The organism is Pseudomonas sp. TE36184, assembly GCF_054060055.1.
On record NZ_JBSSCU010000001.1, the window covers coordinates 2,908,986 to 2,927,038 of the forward strand.

Genomic DNA, 18,053 nt, shown 5'->3' on the forward strand with positions numbered 1-18,053 from the left:
TCGTCGCGGGGCTATGATTAGTCAATTTTCTATTTATTATTCCAATTATAAATCCTGCTTATTATTGAGCCGCGCCATGCCCGAAACCCGTCGCGATATTCACCCGCTGCTCAACGACCGCCTGGACTGGAACCTGCTGCGCACCTTCCGCGTCATTGGCCAGGAACTGAGCATCAGCCGCGCCGCCGCACGCCTGCACCTGACTCAGCCGGCCATCAGCCAGGCCCTCAAACGCCTCGAAGAACAACTCGACTGCCAACTCATCGCCCGCCGTGGCCCGCGCTTCGTACTGACCGAGGCCGGCGAACAGATCTTCGCCATCGCTGGCGAGATGTACGGCCAGGTCTCGCAGATGAGCAACGCCCTGCAAAAACCCGGCGATGAAGTGATCGGCAAAGTGCGCCTGCTGATGATCAGCCGCATCAACTCCAACACCTTCGATGAGTTCCTGGCCGAGTTTCACCGCGAACACCCGCGGGTCGACCTGGAGGTCGAGGTAATGCGCAGCTCCGACATCGTCGCCGCGCTGCTGGAAAAAACCGCCACCCTGGGCCTGAGCCTCAACCGCCGGCCACAGCCGCGCCTGGAACAACATCTGTTCCTGCACCAGCGCTATGGTTTTTTCTGCGGCAAACACCACCCACTGTTCGGCCGCAGCGGCTTGGCCGAAGGGGACTTGCAGTCGGAAAACTTCGTCAGTTTTACCAGCGACCAGATCGGCGGGATGCTCTCGCCGTTGACCATATTCCGCGATCAGCAGGGGTTCAGCGGGCGGATCGTGGCGTCGTCATCCAGCCTGGAAGAAGTGCGCCGCCTGGTCATCGCCGGGTTTGGCCTGGGCTGCCTGCCGATTCATGTGGTGGCGGAGGATGTGCAGAACGGACTGCTCTGGCGATTACCGCCGGACGAGGGGATTGCGGATGTGGATATCCATGTGTTGTGGCATCGGGAGCAGAAGATGAGTCGCGCAGAAACGGTGTTTATCGACAGTCTGTTGGCTCGTCTGGCGCGGTAGACGAATGTATTCAGCGATTTATCAGACGGTTCTCTCAGGTGAACTCAATAGGGCCTTGGCTTGTTCATCCTGGACTTCGGCGAACTTTGTAGACTCTTTCCTCGTCAACTAAAGTTCAGCTCGTTGAAAAAATCGTTTTTGCTTCGCCAATTAATGACACCTGTCACACCGGCCAGGCCGAACTTTAAAAAAGTTCATAAATACCAACGAACACATCCCTGATGCATTCATCTAGCAGCAGGAACAGGAATAACATCATACGTTCCTATACTTAATGAAGCGTAAACAACCACATTCAAAAACAATAAACCGCGCCTGACTCTACTCAGTATCCTGCGCCACCTATCAGGTGAATTGAACCGAGCACTGCTATGGCTCTCGATTCTTCAGGATCCTTTTTGCGGCGCCAATAATTTCTTTCAGCGACGTTTCATCTGCCTGATAGGCAATGTCGCATAGGCAGTGGCGAAGGTTCGCGGCGGTTGGTTCAGCGTGATCCCGGCTCGTGAAAAAAGCATCCAGTCCCACGCCCAGGACGTCAGCGATTCGCTCCAACATCTCGATGCTAGGGGCGTATTCGCCCCTCTCGTAACGACTCACTGTCATCGACTCACACCCCAGTGCTTCGGCAAGGGCGGCCTGTGTCCATTTATTGTCTAGTCGTAAGTGCTTGATTCGCTTGCCTATACGTATAGTGGCACTTTGCTTCATCTGAAATATCACTTAAAATCAAATGCTTACACCTATTCACCTCCCCAGGAAGATCATAAAAAGGCTAGATTGCTATTATTTTCTAGCCAATTTCAGTATAGTCATTTTTTGACTATCTGAACGATGTTGAATTGCTAAGGAATTTTCCCATGGACGCCGAAAATTATGCCTGCCGGAAAATGCGATTGATTTTTGGTGCCTGCAGGTACCCGCGTTTGAGAAGCACCCAGCATTTATTTGTCGTTACAGGTCAAAAAACACCGCTCCTATTGCCTATGGTTGGGTAACTGGGGGGTAAACGTTCATGCTCACACCTTCCCACCTTCAACAACTGACACGACAAGGCATGATCGAACAGGCGTTACGCCAGGGCGGTATCGAGCACGAATTCAGCCTGGTTTTTCAGCCGGTGATTGATTTGCGCAGCTGGCGCACCGTAGCGTTCGAGGCATTGGCACGCTGGAACAGCCCAGAGCTAGGTGACGTGCCTCCCGGCCAGTTCATTCCGATTGCCGAGCGGATCGGCCTGATAAATCGCCTGACCACTCACCTGCTCGGCAAGGCATTGCTGATTGCCTCTGACTGGCCCCGCCACATTTGCCTTTCTTTTAACTTGTCCGCGCACGACTGTGCTTCAGACGAAATCGCCGGACAAATAATCGAAATCATCAAGGCCAGCCATTTCGACGCCAGGCGACTGGACCTGGAAATAACCGAAACAGCGATCATGCAGGATGTTGTTAAAGTGCAACATACTATTGACAGGTTCTGTCGGCTAGGTTGCGGAGTGGCCCTTGACGATTTCGGCACTGGATACTCCAGCCTTAGCCAACTACTTTCGCTGGCGCTCACTAAAATAAAAATAGATCGAACCTTTATTACTGGCATTGACGAAAACCCCACCCGCTACAAAATTGTAAAGTCTCTAGTTGCTTTGAGCAGTGACATGCAACTGGAATGTATAGCCGAGGGCGTGGAAACTCGCGAGGAATTGGAAGCCTTGATTAGCCTGGGTTGTTTTTTTGTCCAAGGTTATTACTTTTCACAGCCCATGCATCATTCGCACATAGATAATTGGCTCAAAGACAATTGAATGGTTCGTGGCATGTCAAAAACTCAATGTCGAGCGCTGACTGAAGTGCAGACCTTCGCAAGGTATCTCTAATATCCAACCCGGTGCGAAGTGGCTAAACCTGGAAGCGTCCTTGCATTTTCTGGTCAACTGCAGCCCAGAGATCCAGGCAACGGATTCCTCAGGCACGGAGGCCTTGGTTTGCTCGGATAAACCGCCAGCCTTGCGCGCTTCGCTCATGGTCTCCTCGGCCTGTTTGCTGAAGGCGCCGGAGGCACACTCCAGCTCGGAGGAAACCTGTTTGAACTGGTCGCGGGTGGTGTCGGACATGGGTTATCCTCCCTGTAGGGTATAAACCTCTATCGCCGCAGACACAAAAAACTTAAGGACGAGTTAAAAATGCCTATTGCTTAATGGCTAAAAAGCCAATTAAACCTTCCATCAGAACTAAATCAAGGATGACTCTGTGTCACAGCAAAACTTCAACGACAACATCGTAAACTGGACATTTGAAAACTATGCAACACTGGCAAGCTTAGGTAGCGGTATCGCCATCTGCTTGTTAGCCTTGTACATTTATTCACGTTCAGGCTCACTGATATTCCTACGCGACTTAATGTGGCGCTTTTTCGGCGGCTCCACAAAATTTGAAACCGAAGACTACGAACAAGTACGAAAAAACCTCAGGGAAGTTGAATACTACCGATTCGAGTTCAACATACCCGCACAGAACTTGGCTGACACCAAACTCGCCGAGGAATGGATCAAGAAAAATGGCTTCTGCCATAGAGATGTTGCACGAGCAAGAAAATATATAGACTGGAAAAACTTTAACAGCCTAAAATTTAAAGAGGCCCTGTTTTCGAAAAAAGCTCAATGTGCGTTTTTTGCGCTACTCTTCTTTTTCTTCGTAATTATCAGCATTTCAGTACCACTTACGAACGCAAAATACCTGATGGTTTCATTGAAAGACGCTCCGGAAGCTCCGTCATTTTATCTATCCGAGGGCGATGCTAAATTCAGCTTTTTCAAATCCAACCCAACGCTAACAGAGAAAGAGTGCCAGTCACCGGAATCACTTAAAAAATTTATCAATCACGAGTTCTCAGAAAAAAACATCAACATCATCTGCTCGCTCTTTGGCGAGGACAAATACCGTGAGCATGTAAACAATGGGCTCAAGGGGCAACGAGGGCTTCTTCTGGCAATCGTCGCAATTTCGATTTTCTCCGTGTTCTGTATATTGGTGCGAATATCCAGATCAGATGTTGCAAAAAAACTCCACGAAAAAATTCATCCGCCCAAAAAACAAATTTTCAAAAAATAACCCATCCAGCTGAATAGCTTTGCGACTCTTACATTACACCGTTAGAGTCGCCTCGCTGGATTGATCACACCCCGAAGCCTTTTCTAGACTACGAGCAGGCTCATAGGACGTTTGGCGAAGACCTTCGCTGCGGCCTCTTCCGCTGACAGCGAAGCTCCGAAGATGCTGTCCCGCCGCATGGCGGAATCGACCGACACGGCTTTGCCACTGCTGGAGGTGCTGAACCACTCTTGCCAGAAGGCCCTTTCAGCCAAGCCGATGGGCACGCCGAGCCACTGCTGCAAGGCGGCGCGCAGCCGTCCGGGTTTCCAGCGTTTCACGGTCAGACGCCCGCCATGATCGGGTTGTTGAAAAAGTCCTTGCGGCCACCGATGTCGGTCAGCCATGAACGGCAGGCAAAAAAAATCCGGCACTCTTATCAGAAGCCCGGATTTTTCAGCAAATCAAACTAGCTCAGTACTACAGAGTTTTTACCGGCTTAATCAAACTCTCCGCCGGAATCCCAAACATCTCATGCAGTTTCCAAATCATCGGCAGCGTAAGAGCTCGCTTCCCGTTCAGAACCTCATAAACCCGATTCTTGCGCCCGATGGCAGGCACAAGGTCTGTCGCTGACAAACCGGACTGCTCCATCCTGAAACGTATGGCATCCACCGGGTTGGGCAGGTCAACCGGGAAGTGTTTCGCTTCATAAGCTTCGATCAGCGTAATCATTACCTCTAGGTAATCCCCTTCAGGAGTCCCTGGCTCTGGCTCATTATCGAACAGCGGCGAGACAGCCTTCAGCGCTTCTTGGTAATCCTGTTCGGTACGAATGGGGCGAATGTTCATGGGTTACTCCATTTCAACAGTATCTGCGTCAACGGCGTCGTACTACTTATGTGTGCCGACAAATTTGATATAGAGAGCGCTGTAGCGGTAGGCCACAGCGACCACTAGCCGGTAGTCATTGCCCTTGATGTTGAACACGACCCGGCGGCTCTTGAGAACGCTCGCATGGCGAAATTGGCCTTTGATGTCTGCGGGCGTCTGCCAGTTCGCTTTCTTGACCTCGTCAATCCAGGCAAGGAGGGATTGCTCTGAATCCGGATATTTCTGCCAAAAAGTCTTGAGCTGGCTGATCGCGATGATTCTCATAGAATGATCCTAGTCCCACGGTGGGACTCACACAAGTGCGTTTCATCTGTTTGCCGTGTCCTGATACTCCCCCACACTCAGAAACGCCAAACTGAAATCATAAAAAAATTTTGCAGTCAGACACCCGCCATGATCGGGTCGTTGGAGAAGCCGTCGCGGCCACAGAAGAGATGTACGTCGCCGTGGTGGGGATCAAAGGGTCCACGATCACTGCGGCGCCGGTGCGACCGCGACGAGAGCATTCAGCACAAAGTGGATGATCCCGGAGCCAGCCGAGTCGAGTATTTTGCCAGTGGTAGCTATAGAGCCTGGGTTTACTCTCGCTCATCGCCGGGGAAATTTGATGCGTGCGAAACGTTATCAATTAGAACTTTTAAACGCCTTCACTAGACTCAATCAGCAACCCCTGATAACTTAACTTAAAATCAGACCCAACTTATAAAGTACACACAACATGACTATTGAAAACAACATGAGAGGGATAGTTATAGCACCCTCACTAGATCTCGACGCACATAAAAATATTAGCTACTTAGGAACCATTCACCCTGACACCTTTAAAAAATACTTACTTTACTTTGACAAAATTGACATCCCAAAAACTACCAGAATAGGTTTTGAATCAACACCTGACGATAAATTTCTCGAGAGCGCTGGGATCTTAGAGCACACGCTGCACGACGAGGGCTCTACATTTCAGCCAAAGCACACAAAACTAAACCTAATCGAAAATGCCCTGAAGATACGCCATAGTGTCCAACCTGGGCAGTGGAGCCTGGCGAATCACAAGCTCTCTCCGAGCGAGAACCAGCTTACGAAGAACCCAGGGATCGAAATAAAAATTTATGAATGCCTACCGATTCCAAGCCCAGAATCATCTTTCGACGACATATTAAACTACAAAGACAAGAGAAAAGATGAACTATTAGAATTTCGAAATCATCTAGACGACATCTACCAACTGATTCTTTCTCAGCCAGACACCGAGAGAGGTTTAGTGACAGCAATAGCAAACCTCAAAAAATCCATAACCAACGTCAATGCCTCAGCTACGAAAGGCCTACTACGAAGAGTTGCTTCCAGCTTCAACATCAGCCTTAACATCGAAAGCACTTTTTCGTTGGCCAGTGCTTTACTAGCAGGAGACAAAAGTCAGGTCATCAAAGAAGCATTGGGTTTCATTAGCTTTGAACCTGCAAAACTATTTACAGCGACTGAGATCCCGAAGGATCTAAAGGCGCTCTCTTATTTGGTCAACCTCAACAAAATATGACATCACTCGTCCAACCTTTATAACTCGATAGCGATGGGGATCCGTCCTATGCGGGGATGCAGCAACCAACCTGAGATCTTTTTACTCTCTAACAGAAAATCTACAAAGTAGGCGTTTCAAGTGTTTTTCCGCAACGACACAGTGATAAAACTTTGACGCACTATCGGCGCAAACTGTCCTGACAGATGGTCAAGTACCGCGTCTCTCAGAGCGTCTCGATAACTCAGCAATCATTCGATCATGCAGTCGCTGGACCCAGTTGCGATAAGTCCTATCCGCCGATGGCTCCAGTCCCAGCTGCCGCATCTGCTCAGCAACGGACAGCTCCCGTTCCGGTAGATAGCGCAAGCTCGCCAATTTGGCTAACCGCTGGCCCTACTCACCTTGATGTTGCAACCAGGCCAATGCGGCTTCCACCTCGCGTGCCATGTGATCGGGACCAACTCCCACGAGTAGATCCCTTGAGCCCGGCGTACCACGGGGCACCCCCCCCAGTTTTGGCAAGACATTCGAAAGAGAATCGGTGCGCGTTTGGCAGCATCAACACGGACTCGAACAAAGTAAGCATCTTTCAGCTCGAAGTGATATTCGCTTTCGGGGGGAGTTCATGGTTTTTTCACCCCGATCCAAAAGCTGCAGGTACGTGCGCGCTTCGGCGTACTGAATAACGCCTGCTGTGCCTTCTACGGAGGCCACCACATTGCTTGAGTAGGCAGCGGTGGGAGAGCCGCGCAACAAGGCGCGGTAGCGGGTATCGCATCACCAAATCCTTATGAGTGATGGAAGGCTGCTGGGCGAGCCTTGAGAATTGCCCTAAACCAAACCCCAACAACGAAAAAGCCCCTGAAATGTTCAACCATTTCAGGGGCTTAGTCGTATTCAATAATGGCGGAGAGATAGGGATTCGAACCCTAGGTACCGGTGAAGGTACAACGGATTTCGAATCCGTCCCATTCGGCCACTCTGGCATCTCTCCAACGGCGCGCATCATAACAGCCTGTCTCTGGAAAGCAAAGCGCCGAAGCGATTTTTTTCCGTGCTATCAGATGCTTGCGTCGATTACAGCGGTACGCCGAGGCGCTTGGCGACTTCTTCGTAGGCTTCGATCACATCACCGAGGCCTTGGCGGAAGCGGTCCTTGTCCATCTTCTTCTTGGTGTCCTTGTCCCACAGGCGGCAGCCGTCCGGGCTGAATTCGTCGCCCAGGACGATGGAGCCGTCGTGGAACACGCCGAATTCAAGCTTGAAGTCGACCAGCAAGAGGCCGGCGTCGTCGAACAGCTTGCTCAGCACGTCGTTGACCTTGAGGGACAGTTCCTTCATGCGCGCCAGTTGCTCGGCGGTGCCCCAGCCGAACGCCACGACGTGGGATTCGTTGATGAACGGGTCGCCCTTGGCGTCGTCCTTCAGGAACAGCTCGAACGTGTAAGGGTTGAGCTTGAGGCCCTCCTCCACGCCCAGGCGCTTGACCAGGCTGCCGGCGGCGTAGTTACGCACGACGCATTCGACCGGGATCATGTCCAGCTTCTTGACCAGGCACTCGTTGTCGCTCAGCAGTTTGTCGAATTGGGTCGGAATGCCGGCCGCTTCGAGTTTCTGCATGATGAAGGCGTTGAACTTGTTGTTCACCATGCCCTTGCGATCCAGTTGTTCGATGCGCTTGCCGTCGAACGCCGAAGTGTCGTTGCGAAACAGCAGGATCAGGCGGTTGGCGTCGTCGGTTTTGTATACCGACTTGGCTTTGCCGCGGTAGAGTTCTTCACGTTTTTCCATGATGGGCTCCGCTTTGAGTGAGGTGGGCTAGGCGATGTGTCGCCAGTCGAGCCCTGAATCTTGATCGGCCAGTTGCAGCCAGTCCGGGTCGCACCCAAGGGTATCGACAAAACATTGCCGGGCCAGCTGCGGCAGGTTGTTCTTGCTGCTCAGGTGGGCCAGGACCAGGTGTTGCAGGTCTTGCCAGCCCAACTCATACACCAGGTACGCCGCCTGGTGGTTGTTCAAATGCCCGAGTTCGCCGCCCACCCGTTGCTTGAGAAAGTACGGGTAATGACCGCGAGCCAACAGGTCTCGGCAGTGGTTGGACTCGATCATCAATGCATCGAGATTCCGGTAACCGTCCAGCACCTTGGCGCAGTAGGAACCCAGGTCGGTGAGTACGCCGAAACGTCGCTCGCCGCCACTGAATACATACTGCGTCGGCTCCTGGGCGTCATGCGCCACGGCAATCACATCGATGCTCAAGGCACCGATCTGCAGCTGCTCGCCACCGGCCAGGAAGCCTGCGGGTTCAATGGGTTTGCGCATCCCGCGCAAGGTGCCGCGACTCAGGTACACCGGAAGATTGTAGCGCCGAGACAGCAAACCCACGCCATGCACATGGTCGGCATGTTCGTGGGTCACCAGAATCGCGCTCAGCTGCGAGGGGTGAACCCCCAGGCGCAGCAGGCGCCGCTCGGTTTCCCTTAACGAGAAACCACAATCCACCAGCACATACGTGTCGTCTTGAGCGACCAGCGTGCCGTTCCCTTGGCTACCGCTGCCGAGAACGGCAAAACGCATCGGATCAGCCCAGGTTGTCCTGAATCACGCCCAACACTTTGCGCGCTGTTTCAGCTGGCGCAACGGTGTTGATGTTCTTCTCGACGGTGACTTGCACGCTGTCGCCAACCTTGCTCAAACGAATCTGATAACGCTCGGCGCGGGTTTCGATCTCTTCCTTGGTCGGCGCGCTGCCGAACAATTTGCTGAAGAAGCCTGGCTCGGCGTCTTTCTTCTCGGCTTTTTCCGCCACGTTGATGTAGTACAGGCCCAGGCTGCGGTTGATGTCTTCAACACGCCAAGGGCCTTGTTCCAACGCGCGACCGACACTGGCCCAGGCACGGTCCAGGTCTTCACCCAGGTTCAGCACCACGTTGCCGCTGCCGTCTTCGGTGAGGCTGACGCGGCTCGGGGTGTCGTAATCGCGTGCGGCGAGCAGGGAGATCGAACCGCCCTTCTCGGAAATACGGCTCATGCTGGCCAGCATCTCGTCGACCAGTGCGGCGTCGACGCCGGTGTTGACCGAGCGATTGGTGAACTCGACGTTGGATGTGCTGCCGGCAGGACGCTCGGCGCTGACCACATAGACTTCACTGGTATTGCGCTGCACGCCAGGCTCGATGCGTACACGTACACGGGCTTCGCTGTCAGCGGCGATACCGCCGGACTGCAAACGCTTGGCCATGCTGGCGGACAGCTCGCTGCCCTGCTGCCACGCCGTGGTGAACTCACCGGTCTGCGGGCGCTGCTCGTCGATGCGGAAGCCATTGTCCTGGAAGAACTGCACCGCCACCGGCCAGACTTCGGCAGGTGGGCGCTGTGCCACGATCCAACGCGAATCGCCGCTTCTTCTGCAGGCTGTAGTCGCTGGTATTCGCCACGGCCGAGATCGGTTGTGGACGCGGCACCACGTATTCACCCTTGGCGGTGTCGTCGGCGACATTGCGCGGAATCGGCAGCAACGGGTCAAGGCGCTTGGCGACATTGACGTCCGGCGGCAGTTGCATCGGTTTGGTTGCTTGTGCTTCCAGGTAATCGCTGCCGCGGTCACGGAAGTAGCCTTCCGGGCCCCAGATCCAACCGCAGCCGCTGGTGCTGGAGATAATCAAGGCAAGTGCGGAAAGTCCGGCCAATCGCTTCATGCGTAGTGCTTCCTCAATTAAACCAGGACGCCGGACTGGCGCAGGGCCTGTCGCAGCGGTTCGTGACAGGCTTCGCTGAGGCGGGTGAGCGGCAGACGGATACCGTCCGGCATCATGCCCATCTCGAACAGCGCCCATTTCACGGGAATAGGGTTGGATTCGATAAACAGTGTCTTGTTGAGCGGCATCAGTTTTTCGTGAATCGCACGTGCGGTCACGGCATCGCCGGCGAGGGCGGCGGCGCACATGTCGCTCATGGCACGCGGGGCCACGTTGGCGGTCACCGAGATGTTGCCCTTGCCGCCCAGCAGGATCAGCTCGACAGCAGTGGCATCGTCGCCGGAATACACCAGGAAGTCGCTGCTCACGCCTGCCAGGATGTCCTTGGCGCGCTGCAGGTCGCCGGTGGCTTCCTTGATGCCGATGATGTTCGGCACAGTGGACAGGCGGATCACGGTCTCGGCCTTCATGTCGCACGCGGTGCGACCTGGCACGTTATAGAGGATCTGCGGGATATCGACCGCTTCGGCAATGGTGCGGAAGTGCTGGTACAGGCCTTCCTGGGTCGGCTTGTTGTAGTACGGGGTCACCAGCAGGCAGGCGTCGGCGCCGGCTTTCTTGGCGTTCCTGGTCAGCTCGATCGCTTCACGCGTCGAGTTGGCGCCCGTACCGGCGATCACGGCGATACGGCCCGCGACACGCTTGACCACGAACTCGATGACCTGGATGTGTTCTTCCACGTCGAGAGTGGCCGACTCACCTGTGGTGCCGACCGCCACAATGGCGTTGGTGCCCTCTTGCAGGTGGAAGTCCACCAGTTTGCCCAGGCTATCCCAGTCGAGACGACCTTGTGCATCCATGGGTGTGACCAGTGCCACCATACTGCCCGCAATCATGCAACCGCTCCTGCCGGAAAAAGAGAGCCGTAATGGTACTGGCGCCAAGATGCTTGTACAAGCGAAGTACCGCCTGAGGATGCGTTCTGGCGCAACTAAACGACGGGCATTGCCATCATTGCGCGAAAGTGCGGGCCGAGACGGGGTAAAAACCCGCCGATCACGCAATGAAAACGCCACCTCCTATCCCTTGGCGACGCTTTTCGCTACCCTTCATGCTTTGATCGATACAGCCCTCACCGTATCGACCGCTCATCGTTTTAGGAAGGCTGCATGTCCACCCCCACAGTTCGCGAACAATTCCTTGTTATCAGTGCCCTCGGCGCCAACCCCATGGAGCTGACCAACGTCCTGTGCCGCGCCAGCCATGAAAACCGCTGCGCCGTCGTCACCTCCCGTCTCACCCGCCATGGCGAGTGCAGTGCGCTGGTGCTGCAGATTTCCGGCACCTGGGACGCCCTGGCACGCCTGGAGACCGGCCTGCCGGGCCTGGCCAAGAAGCACGACTTCACCGTCAATGTGGTACGCAGTGCCGCGCTGGAAAACCGCCCGCAGGCCCTGCCTTATGTGGCATATGTCAGTTCGGCCTACCGCTCGGACATCGTCAACGAGTTGTGCCAGTTCTTCATCGACCATAACGTCGAGCTGGAAAACCTCACCTGCGACACCTACCAGGCACCGCAAACCGGCGGCACCATGCTCAACGCCACGTTTACCGTGACCTTGCCGGCCGGCGTGCAGATCAGTTGGCTGCGCGACCAGTTCCTCGACTTCGCCGATGCCCTGAACCTCGACGCATTGATCGAGCCGTGGCGCCCACAGAACCCAATGTAAGGAAGCCCCCATGGCGGTAGTCATCGACAAACCCGTAGCCGATTTCGAAGCCCAGGCCACCAGCGGCCAGACCTTCAGCCTCGCTGCCCTCAAGGGCAAGCAAGTGGTGATCTACTTCTACCCGAAGGACAGCACCCCGGGTTGCACCACCGAAGGCCAGGGTTTCCGTGACCAGTACGCGGCGTTCAAGGCAGCCAACACCGAAGTGTTTGGCGTGTCGCGCGACAGCGTGAAGTCCCATGAGAACTTCAAGGGCAAGCAGGAATTCCCGTTCGAGCTGATCAGCGACAAGGACGAAGCGGTTTGCCAGCTGTTTGACGTGATCAAGCTGAAGAAGCTGTATGGCAAGGAATACCTGGGCGTGGATCGCAGCACCTTCCTGATCGACAAGGATGGCGTGCTGCGCCAGGAATGGCGTGGCGTGAAAGTGCCAGGGCATGTGGACGCCGTGCTGGCGGCCGCCCAGGCTTTGCATAACGCGTGAGCATCATCGGGAGAGGGCGCACGCGCCCTCCCCTCGCTTCAGAGTAAGGGCGCCACCACCGGTTCCTGCCGCGGCCATGCATCCAGCACCGCCTTGAACAGCGTCGCCAGAGGGATCGCAAAGAACACGCCCCAGAACCCCCACAACCCGCCGAACAACAATACCGCGCAGATGATCGCCACCGGATGCAGGTTGACCGCCTCCGAGAACAGCAGCGGCACCAGTACGTTGCCGTCCAGGGTCTGGATGATGCCGTACACCGCCATCAGGTAGATAAACTGGTCGCTCCAGCCCCACTGGAACAAGGCGATCAACGTGACCGGCACCGTCACCACCACCGCGCCGACATACGGCACCACCACTGAAATGCCCACCAACAATGCCAGCAGCGCCGCGTAGTTCAGGTCCAGGGCAATAAAGGCGATGTAGGTCACGCCGCCACAGATGATGATCTCGATCACCTTGCCGCGAATGTAGTTGGCGATCTGCCGGTTCATCTCCTCGGCCACCCGGGTGATCAGCGCACGCTCACGCGGCAGATAGCCACTTACCCAGCGGCCGATCATCGCGCGGTCCTTGAGGAAGAAAAACACCAGGATCGGCACCAGCACCAGGTAGATCATGATGTTGACCAGCAACGGCAGGCTGGACAGGGAAAAGGTCACCGCCCACTGCCCGAACTTTCCGATCTCGCCGCGTGCCACTTCGATGGCTTGCAATACCTGCTCATCCGACACCAGATGCGGGTAGCGCTCCGGCAACAGCAGCAATAGAGACTGCCATTTGGCGAGCATGCCGGGCAACTCATTGAACAGGGTGATCAACTGGTGCCACAGCAGTGGCACGACCACCACGATAAATACCAGCAACAGCCCCATGAACAAAGCAAATACCAGCCCCACTGCCGCCGCGCCCGGTAAGCGCAGACGCTCCAGGGTGGTGACCAACCCCTGCATCAGGTAGGCCAGCACCATCCCCGCCAGTACCGGGGCGAGCATGCCACCCAGGGTGAGGACGGCGGTAAAGGCCAGGAACAGCAGGACCGCCAGCACCACGGCTTCCTCGTCGGAGAAGTAGCGCTGAATCCAGTCTCGTAACACTTTGAACATCAATCAACCTCGGGTGGTGGGAAGCGGACGCTTCAGGCCTTGCGCAACCAATAACGGTAGACACCGGCGGCGTCTTCTTCATGCACCAGGGTATGACCGGCCAGCCTGGCAAAGGTGCGGAAATCACGCTGGGAACCCGCATCCGTGGCGATGACTTTGAGCACCGCGCCGCTGGCCAATCGATTGAGTTCGAGTTTGGCCTTGAGCAAAGGCAACGGGCAATTGAGGCCGCTGGCATCGAGTTCGGCATCAAAGGCTACAGCGTCGGTCATGGTTTTACTCCGGGCAAGCGTTCAGGTTGCTTAGAATATCTGGTCCGACGCTCAGTGTCCGGCTACAGTAAGCTCTTTGTCGAAAGGCTCTGTGCATGACTTTTTTGCGCCCCACCCTGCTGACGCTGGCCTGCCTGCTGGCCTCCCCGGCCTTTGCCGACGACCTGCCGTCACTTGGCGACGCCAGCTCAGCCATTGTCTCGCCACAACAGGAATACCAACTGGGTCGCGCCTGGCTTGCCTACTTACGCGGCCAGGTGGCGCAGCTCAACGATCCGCAGCTCAAGGATTACGTCGAAACCAGCGTGTACAAACTGGTGGAGACCAGCCAGGTCAATGACCGTCGCCTGGAGTTCATCCTGATCGACAGCCCGCAGCTCAACGCCTTTGCCGCGCCTGGCGGTATCGTCGGGGTCAACGGCGGGCTGTTCCTCAACGCCCAGACCGAAGGTGAATACGCCTCGGTGCTGGCCCACGAATTGGCTCACTTGTCCCAGCGTCACTTCGCGCGCGGCGTCGAAGCGCAACAGCGCATGCAGATCCCGATGATGGCCGCGATGCTCGGCGGCATCATTGCCGCCGCAGCCGGTGCGGGCGACGCCGGCATTGCTGCAATTGCCGGCACCCAGGCCGCGGCGATCCAGGAACAACGGCGGTTCTCGCGCCAGAATGAACAAGAGGCCGACCGCATCGGCATCCTCAACCTGGAGAAAGCCGGTTACGACCCACGCTCCATGCCGACCATGTTCGAGCGCCTGATGCGTCAATACCGCTTCGACGCCAAGCCGCCGGAATTCCTGCTGACTCACCCGGTGACCGAATCGCGCATCGCCGACACCCGCAACCGCGCCGAACAGGCCAAGCTCGGCGGCACCGAAGACAGCCTGCGTTATCAATTGATTCGCGCACGGGTGCAGCTGAAATACGAAGACACGCCAGGCCTCGCCGCCAAGCGCTTCCAGGCCCAACTGGACGAAAACCCGAAAAGCGACGTGGCGCGCTATGGTCTGGCCATCGCCCAAATCAAGGGGACCAAGCTCAAGGAAGCCCGGGAAAACCTGGCCCCGCTGTTGGCCAAGTCGCCCAACGACATTACCTACAACCTGGCGCAGATCGAACTGGACATCACCAACAACCGCTTGCCGGATGCCCAGCAACGCACTGACCGGATGCTCACCCAGTACCCCGGCAACTATCCGCTGAACCAGGTGCGAGTGGACCTTTTACTCAAACAGAACCGCACCGCCGATGCGGAAAAGGCCCTGGACGGTTTGCTCAAGTCGCGCCCGGACGATCCGGACGTGTGGTACCAGGTCGCCGAAACGCGCGGCTTGTCCGGCAATATCATCGGCCTGCACCAGGCGCGCGCCGAGTACTTCGCCCTGGTCGGCGACTTCCAGCAAGCCATTCAACAACTGGACTTCGCCAAGCGCCGTGCCGGCAGCAACTTCCCACTGTCGTCACGTATCGACGCACGCCAGCGTGAGCTGATCGAACAGGAACGCTTGGTGAAAGGAATGATGGGCTAAACCCACCGCCCACAAAAAAGCCCCGTCCTCGTTAAACGAAGGCGGGGCTTTTTGATGCGCCGGTGTTACTCAGCCAGCTTGAAGGTAATGAAGCTGGCACGGCCCTGACGCAGGACGCGCATCGAGACCGAACGGTTCTTCGGCAGCGCCTTGGCGATGTCGGTGAACTGCTTGGTGCTGTCGATGGCCTGATTGTTCAGGTGAGTGATCACATCGCCTGGCTGCAGGCCGATCAACGCGGCAGGACCGTCCTGCACTTCCTTGATCACCACGCCGCTTTTCAGGTCGAAGGCCTTCTTCTGCTCGTCCGTCAGCTCGGCCACGGCAATACCCAGGCGATTGCTGCTGCGCTCGGCGCCCGGCTTGGCGCTACCGAGGGCATCAAGGGTCGCGCCTTCTTCCGGAATGGCGCCGACGGTCAGTTCAACGTTCTGGCGTTTGCCTTCACGGATCACTTCCAGCTTGGCTTTGCTGCCCGCCTTGAGCGCGCCCACCAAATGCGGCAGGTCTGCCGACATGACGATCGGCTGGCCGTTCATGCTCAGAATCACGTCGCCGACTTGCAGGCCGCCCTTGGCTGCCGGGCCGTCGTCCTGGATCTGAGCGACCAGCGCACCGGCCGGCTTGTCGAGGCCGAAGGACTCGGCCAGGTCCTTGTTCACTTCCTGGATCACCACGCCCAACCAGCCACGGCTGACTTTGCCGCCGCTTTTGAGTTGGTTGGAAACGTCCATGGCCACGTCGATCGGGATGGCGAACGACACGCCCATGAAGCCACCGGAGCGCGTGTAGATCTGCGAGTTGATGCCGACCACCTCGCCGTTCAGGTTGAACAGCGGGCCACCGGAGTTACCCGGGTTGATCGGTACGTCGGTCTGGATGAACGGCACGTAGTTTTCGTTGGGCAGGCTGCGGCCGATGGCGCTGACGATGCCTTGGGTCACGGTGTGGTCAAAGCCAAACGGCGAACCGATCGCCACGACCCATTGCCCGGCCTTCAGGTCCTGGGACTTGCCCAGTTTCAGCACAGGCAGGTCCTTGCCGTCGATCTTCAGCAACGCCACGTCGGAACGTGGGTCAGTGCCGACCAGCTTGGCTTTCAACTCGCTGCGGTCAGCCAGACGGACGAGGATCTCGTCAGCGTCGGCAATCACATGGTTGTTGGTCAGGATGTAGCCATCGGGCGAGATGATGAAGCCTGAGCCCAGGGACTGCGCTTCACGCTGGCCACCGCCACCGCCACGGGGCGCGCGTTGTTGCGGCATGCCACGCTCGAAGAACTCGCGCAGCATCGGCGGCAGGCCTTCCAGGTCCGGCATCTGCTGGTCGGAGACTTTGCGCTCGGGCAGTTTTTGCGTGGTACTGATGTTCACCACGGCAGGCGAGGCCTGCTCGACCAATTGGGTGAAATCAGGCAGCTCGACCGCTTGCGCGGGCACGGCCTGACCCAACACCAACAATGTGGCGACTATGGATAAATAGGACTTCAAGCGTGGTATCGACATACAGCTCCCGTTACGACGAGCAGGGTTGGGCGACAGGGTTCTGGAAACGCCGGAAACTGTGACCGACATCTCCGTTCCGCGAACAAAACATGGTCAGCGCCGACAAGCCCTGACCTATAAAAAATATGAGAGATTTTTGCAAGTGAAAATGCTGGACCGGACATTTCATGACGCTCGGCAGCCAACCTCGCATGGACGTAGGGTGAAAGGCCAGGATGAACATAAGATTAACGATTCACGGCTTGGCGGCTGGTTTTTTTTCACCGCGCACCGACAGCGCGATGCGCTCGGCGGTGCCCATGGGGATTTCGCCCACTACCGTGACCATCATTTCGCCATCCACCGTATTCAGCCGACGCGACACCGCGACCGTCGGGCCCAACTGGGTACGGGTTTCGGTAACGCCGGATTCGCCGATCGGCTCAAGAAATACCGAAAACCGCGCCAGCCCATCTTCATACATCCGACTGTCGACCGTCGCTTTGGTCTGGGTGTCTTTGCGCGCATTGCTGCTGGTCAACTGGAAACCCGGCGGCAACCATTCCAGATGCCAGTCCTGGGCAGGTTGCACCTCGGGCGCTTTAGCCGTGGCCACTGCAATAGGCGTGCAATCGCCTGTGGGTTGCAAGTCGCGATCATCCGGCGTGACCGAGGTGTTCAATCGCGTGAACTGGAAACGCTCCAGCAACTGCCCCTGATCGTTCACCAGCAGGGATTTAAGGGACAACGCGGTTTCGCGGTCCAGGTGCAACTCAAAACCATAGCGGTATTGGTCACGCGGAGTGATCGACACAATCACCGCATTTCGACCGGCCACGCGAGATTTGCCGATGACGGCCAGTTCATAGAATTGCGCGATTTTTTGCGGATCAAGCGCACGTGAAGGGGCATCACGCGAATTGCCGAGGCCGGCGACAAGAGTGCCGCTGACGCATTGCGTCCGACCGTCTACCCGCACGACTTCCTGAGCCGAACCGTCGAGCTGCAAAAGCCGCTCGCGAACCTGACCGTCCTGGACACGATGCCAGATGTCGTGGGTAGAAAAATTGCCGTTACGCTCGTAGACGAACGTACCTTGGAAGCTTTGCTGTTGCTCAGCACGCCCAAGTCGAGTCAACCAGTCTTGGGCATCATCGGCGTGGGCGGGGAGTGCAAACCAACCACTGAGCAAAAGCGTAAGGAGCGGTATGGCGCGCATAGTGCTCCTCA

18 protein-coding genes, 1 tRNA gene and 2 pseudogenes are annotated in these 18,053 nt (G+C 56.4%); 7 read left to right on the forward strand and 14 right to left on the reverse strand.

All coding sequences use genetic code 11. The features are described from left to right. Positions 1-76 precede the first annotated feature (76 nt). On the forward strand, positions 77-1,015 hold the full coding sequence (locus ACVWZP_RS12945; protein ID WP_017848707.1) for a LysR family transcriptional regulator: 939 nt from the start codon (positions 77-79) through the stop codon (positions 1,013-1,015). Between the two features lie 369 nt (positions 1,016-1,384). On the opposite strand, the gene ACVWZP_RS12950 is transcribed toward ACVWZP_RS12945, so the two are convergent. Continuing rightward, positions 1,385-1,726: a helix-turn-helix domain-containing protein gene (locus ACVWZP_RS12950; protein WP_057004978.1), complete on the reverse strand. Its 342-nt coding sequence runs from the start codon at positions 1,724-1,726 to the stop codon at positions 1,385-1,387. Between the two features lie 298 nt (positions 1,727-2,024). On the opposite strand from ACVWZP_RS12950, the pseudogene ACVWZP_RS12955 reads away from it, so the two are divergent. Continuing rightward, positions 2,025-2,819, forward strand: a pseudogene (locus ACVWZP_RS12955) (EAL domain-containing protein); the annotation flags it as partial. 15 nt (positions 2,820-2,834) lie between these two features. On the opposite strand, the gene ACVWZP_RS12960 reads toward ACVWZP_RS12955, so the two are convergent. After that, complete coding sequence (locus ACVWZP_RS12960; protein WP_457369836.1) at positions 2,835-3,128, reverse strand: hypothetical protein; 294 nt, start codon at positions 3,126-3,128, stop codon at positions 2,835-2,837. A gap of 136 nt (positions 3,129-3,264) precedes the next feature. Between ACVWZP_RS12960 and ACVWZP_RS12965 the strand changes: the two genes are divergently transcribed. Beyond that, the gene (locus tag ACVWZP_RS12965) at positions 3,265-4,125 is read left to right on the forward strand and encodes a DUF6216 family protein (RefSeq protein ID WP_411220506.1); all 861 of its coding nucleotides are present in this window, start codon (positions 3,265-3,267) and stop codon (positions 4,123-4,125) included. Between the two features lie 83 nt (positions 4,126-4,208). Here ACVWZP_RS12965 and ACVWZP_RS12970 read toward each other — a convergent pair whose 3' ends face one another. The 3 genes from ACVWZP_RS12970 to ACVWZP_RS12980 all read right to left on the reverse strand — a co-directional run bounded on the left by ACVWZP_RS12970 (position 4,209) and on the right by ACVWZP_RS12980 (position 5,262). Beyond that, complete coding sequence (locus ACVWZP_RS12970; protein WP_457369837.1) at positions 4,209-4,445, reverse strand: hypothetical protein; 237 nt, start codon at positions 4,443-4,445, stop codon at positions 4,209-4,211. A gap of 139 nt (positions 4,446-4,584) precedes the next feature. Next, entirely contained in the window at positions 4,585-4,956 is a 372-nt protein-coding gene (locus ACVWZP_RS12975; RefSeq protein WP_057004975.1) for a helix-turn-helix domain-containing protein, read from the reverse strand. A gap of 42 nt (positions 4,957-4,998) precedes the next feature. Further along, positions 4,999-5,262 carry a type II toxin-antitoxin system HigB family toxin gene (locus ACVWZP_RS12980; protein WP_457369838.1) on the reverse strand — a complete coding sequence of 88 codons (264 nt, stop codon included), beginning with the start codon at positions 5,260-5,262 and terminating at the stop codon, positions 4,999-5,001. Positions 5,263-5,716: 454 nt separating this feature from the next. Here ACVWZP_RS12980 and ACVWZP_RS12985 point away from each other — a divergent pair, with 454 nt between their 5' ends. Next, positions 5,717-6,535 carry a DUF6236 family protein gene (locus ACVWZP_RS12985; RefSeq protein ID WP_169865059.1) on the forward strand — a complete coding sequence of 273 codons (819 nt, stop codon included), beginning with the start codon at positions 5,717-5,719 and terminating at the stop codon, positions 6,533-6,535. A gap of 886 nt (positions 6,536-7,421) precedes the next feature. Here the strand turns inward: ACVWZP_RS12985 and ACVWZP_RS12990 are convergent. The 5 genes and pseudogenes from ACVWZP_RS12990 to dapA all read right to left on the reverse strand — a co-directional run bounded on the left by ACVWZP_RS12990 (position 7,422) and on the right by dapA (position 11,111). Continuing rightward, positions 7,422-7,511 (reverse strand) — tRNA-Ser (locus tag ACVWZP_RS12990). Positions 7,512-7,594: 83 nt separating this feature from the next. Continuing rightward, the gene (gene purC, locus ACVWZP_RS12995; RefSeq protein ID WP_017844921.1) at positions 7,595-8,308 is read right to left on the reverse strand and encodes a phosphoribosylaminoimidazolesuccinocarboxamide synthase; all 714 of its coding nucleotides are present in this window, start codon (positions 8,306-8,308) and stop codon (positions 7,595-7,597) included. Positions 8,309-8,335: 27 nt separating this feature from the next. Beyond that, complete coding sequence (locus ACVWZP_RS13000; RefSeq protein ID WP_457369839.1) at positions 8,336-9,094, reverse strand: MBL fold metallo-hydrolase; 759 nt, start codon at positions 9,092-9,094, stop codon at positions 8,336-8,338. A 4-nt stretch (positions 9,095-9,098) separates the two neighbouring features. After that, a pseudogene (bamC, locus tag ACVWZP_RS13005) lies at positions 9,099-10,215 on the reverse strand (outer membrane protein assembly factor BamC). Positions 10,216-10,232: 17 nt separating this feature from the next. Beyond that, positions 10,233-11,111 (reverse strand): 4-hydroxy-tetrahydrodipicolinate synthase, encoded by an 879-nt coding sequence (gene dapA, locus ACVWZP_RS13010; protein ID WP_017844918.1) that lies wholly within the window; start codon positions 11,109-11,111, stop codon positions 10,233-10,235. Between the two features lie 273 nt (positions 11,112-11,384). Between dapA and ACVWZP_RS13015 the strand changes: the two genes are divergently transcribed. Together ACVWZP_RS13015 and ACVWZP_RS13020 are read left to right on the forward strand one after the other, a co-directional pair. Next, a complete protein-coding gene (locus ACVWZP_RS13015) occupies positions 11,385-11,945 on the forward strand; it encodes a glycine cleavage system protein R (protein ID WP_003172487.1) in 561 nt (186 codons plus the stop codon). Positions 11,946-11,955: 10 nt separating this feature from the next. Next, positions 11,956-12,429, forward strand: coding sequence for a peroxiredoxin (locus ACVWZP_RS13020; RefSeq protein ID WP_046384366.1), 474 nt, complete (start codon positions 11,956-11,958; stop codon positions 12,427-12,429). A gap of 38 nt (positions 12,430-12,467) precedes the next feature. Here the strand turns inward: ACVWZP_RS13020 and ACVWZP_RS13025 are convergent, their stop codons facing one another. Both ACVWZP_RS13025 and ACVWZP_RS13030 read right to left on the reverse strand, forming a co-directional pair. After that, positions 12,468-13,538, reverse strand: coding sequence for an AI-2E family transporter (locus tag ACVWZP_RS13025; protein WP_017844916.1), 1,071 nt, complete (start codon positions 13,536-13,538; stop codon positions 12,468-12,470). Positions 13,539-13,570: 32 nt separating this feature from the next. Beyond that, complete coding sequence (locus ACVWZP_RS13030; RefSeq protein WP_017844915.1) at positions 13,571-13,810, reverse strand: sulfurtransferase TusA family protein; 240 nt, start codon at positions 13,808-13,810, stop codon at positions 13,571-13,573. Between the two features lie 95 nt (positions 13,811-13,905). Between ACVWZP_RS13030 and ACVWZP_RS13035 the strand changes: the two genes are divergently transcribed. Next, complete coding sequence (locus tag ACVWZP_RS13035) at positions 13,906-15,339, forward strand: M48 family metalloprotease (protein WP_057004971.1); 1,434 nt, start codon at positions 13,906-13,908, stop codon at positions 15,337-15,339. Between the two features lie 65 nt (positions 15,340-15,404). Here the strand turns inward: ACVWZP_RS13035 and ACVWZP_RS13040 are convergent, their stop codons facing one another. Together ACVWZP_RS13040 and ACVWZP_RS13045 are read right to left on the reverse strand one after the other, a co-directional pair. Then, the gene (locus ACVWZP_RS13040; RefSeq protein WP_108524274.1) at positions 15,405-16,844 is read right to left on the reverse strand and encodes a DegQ family serine endoprotease; all 1,440 of its coding nucleotides are present in this window, start codon (positions 16,842-16,844) and stop codon (positions 15,405-15,407) included. 235 nt (positions 16,845-17,079) lie between these two features. After that, positions 17,080-18,042 carry a MucB/RseB C-terminal domain-containing protein gene (locus tag ACVWZP_RS13045; RefSeq protein WP_457369840.1) on the reverse strand — a complete coding sequence of 321 codons (963 nt, stop codon included), beginning with the start codon at positions 18,040-18,042 and terminating at the stop codon, positions 17,080-17,082. Between the last annotated feature and the right edge of the window lie 11 nt (positions 18,043-18,053).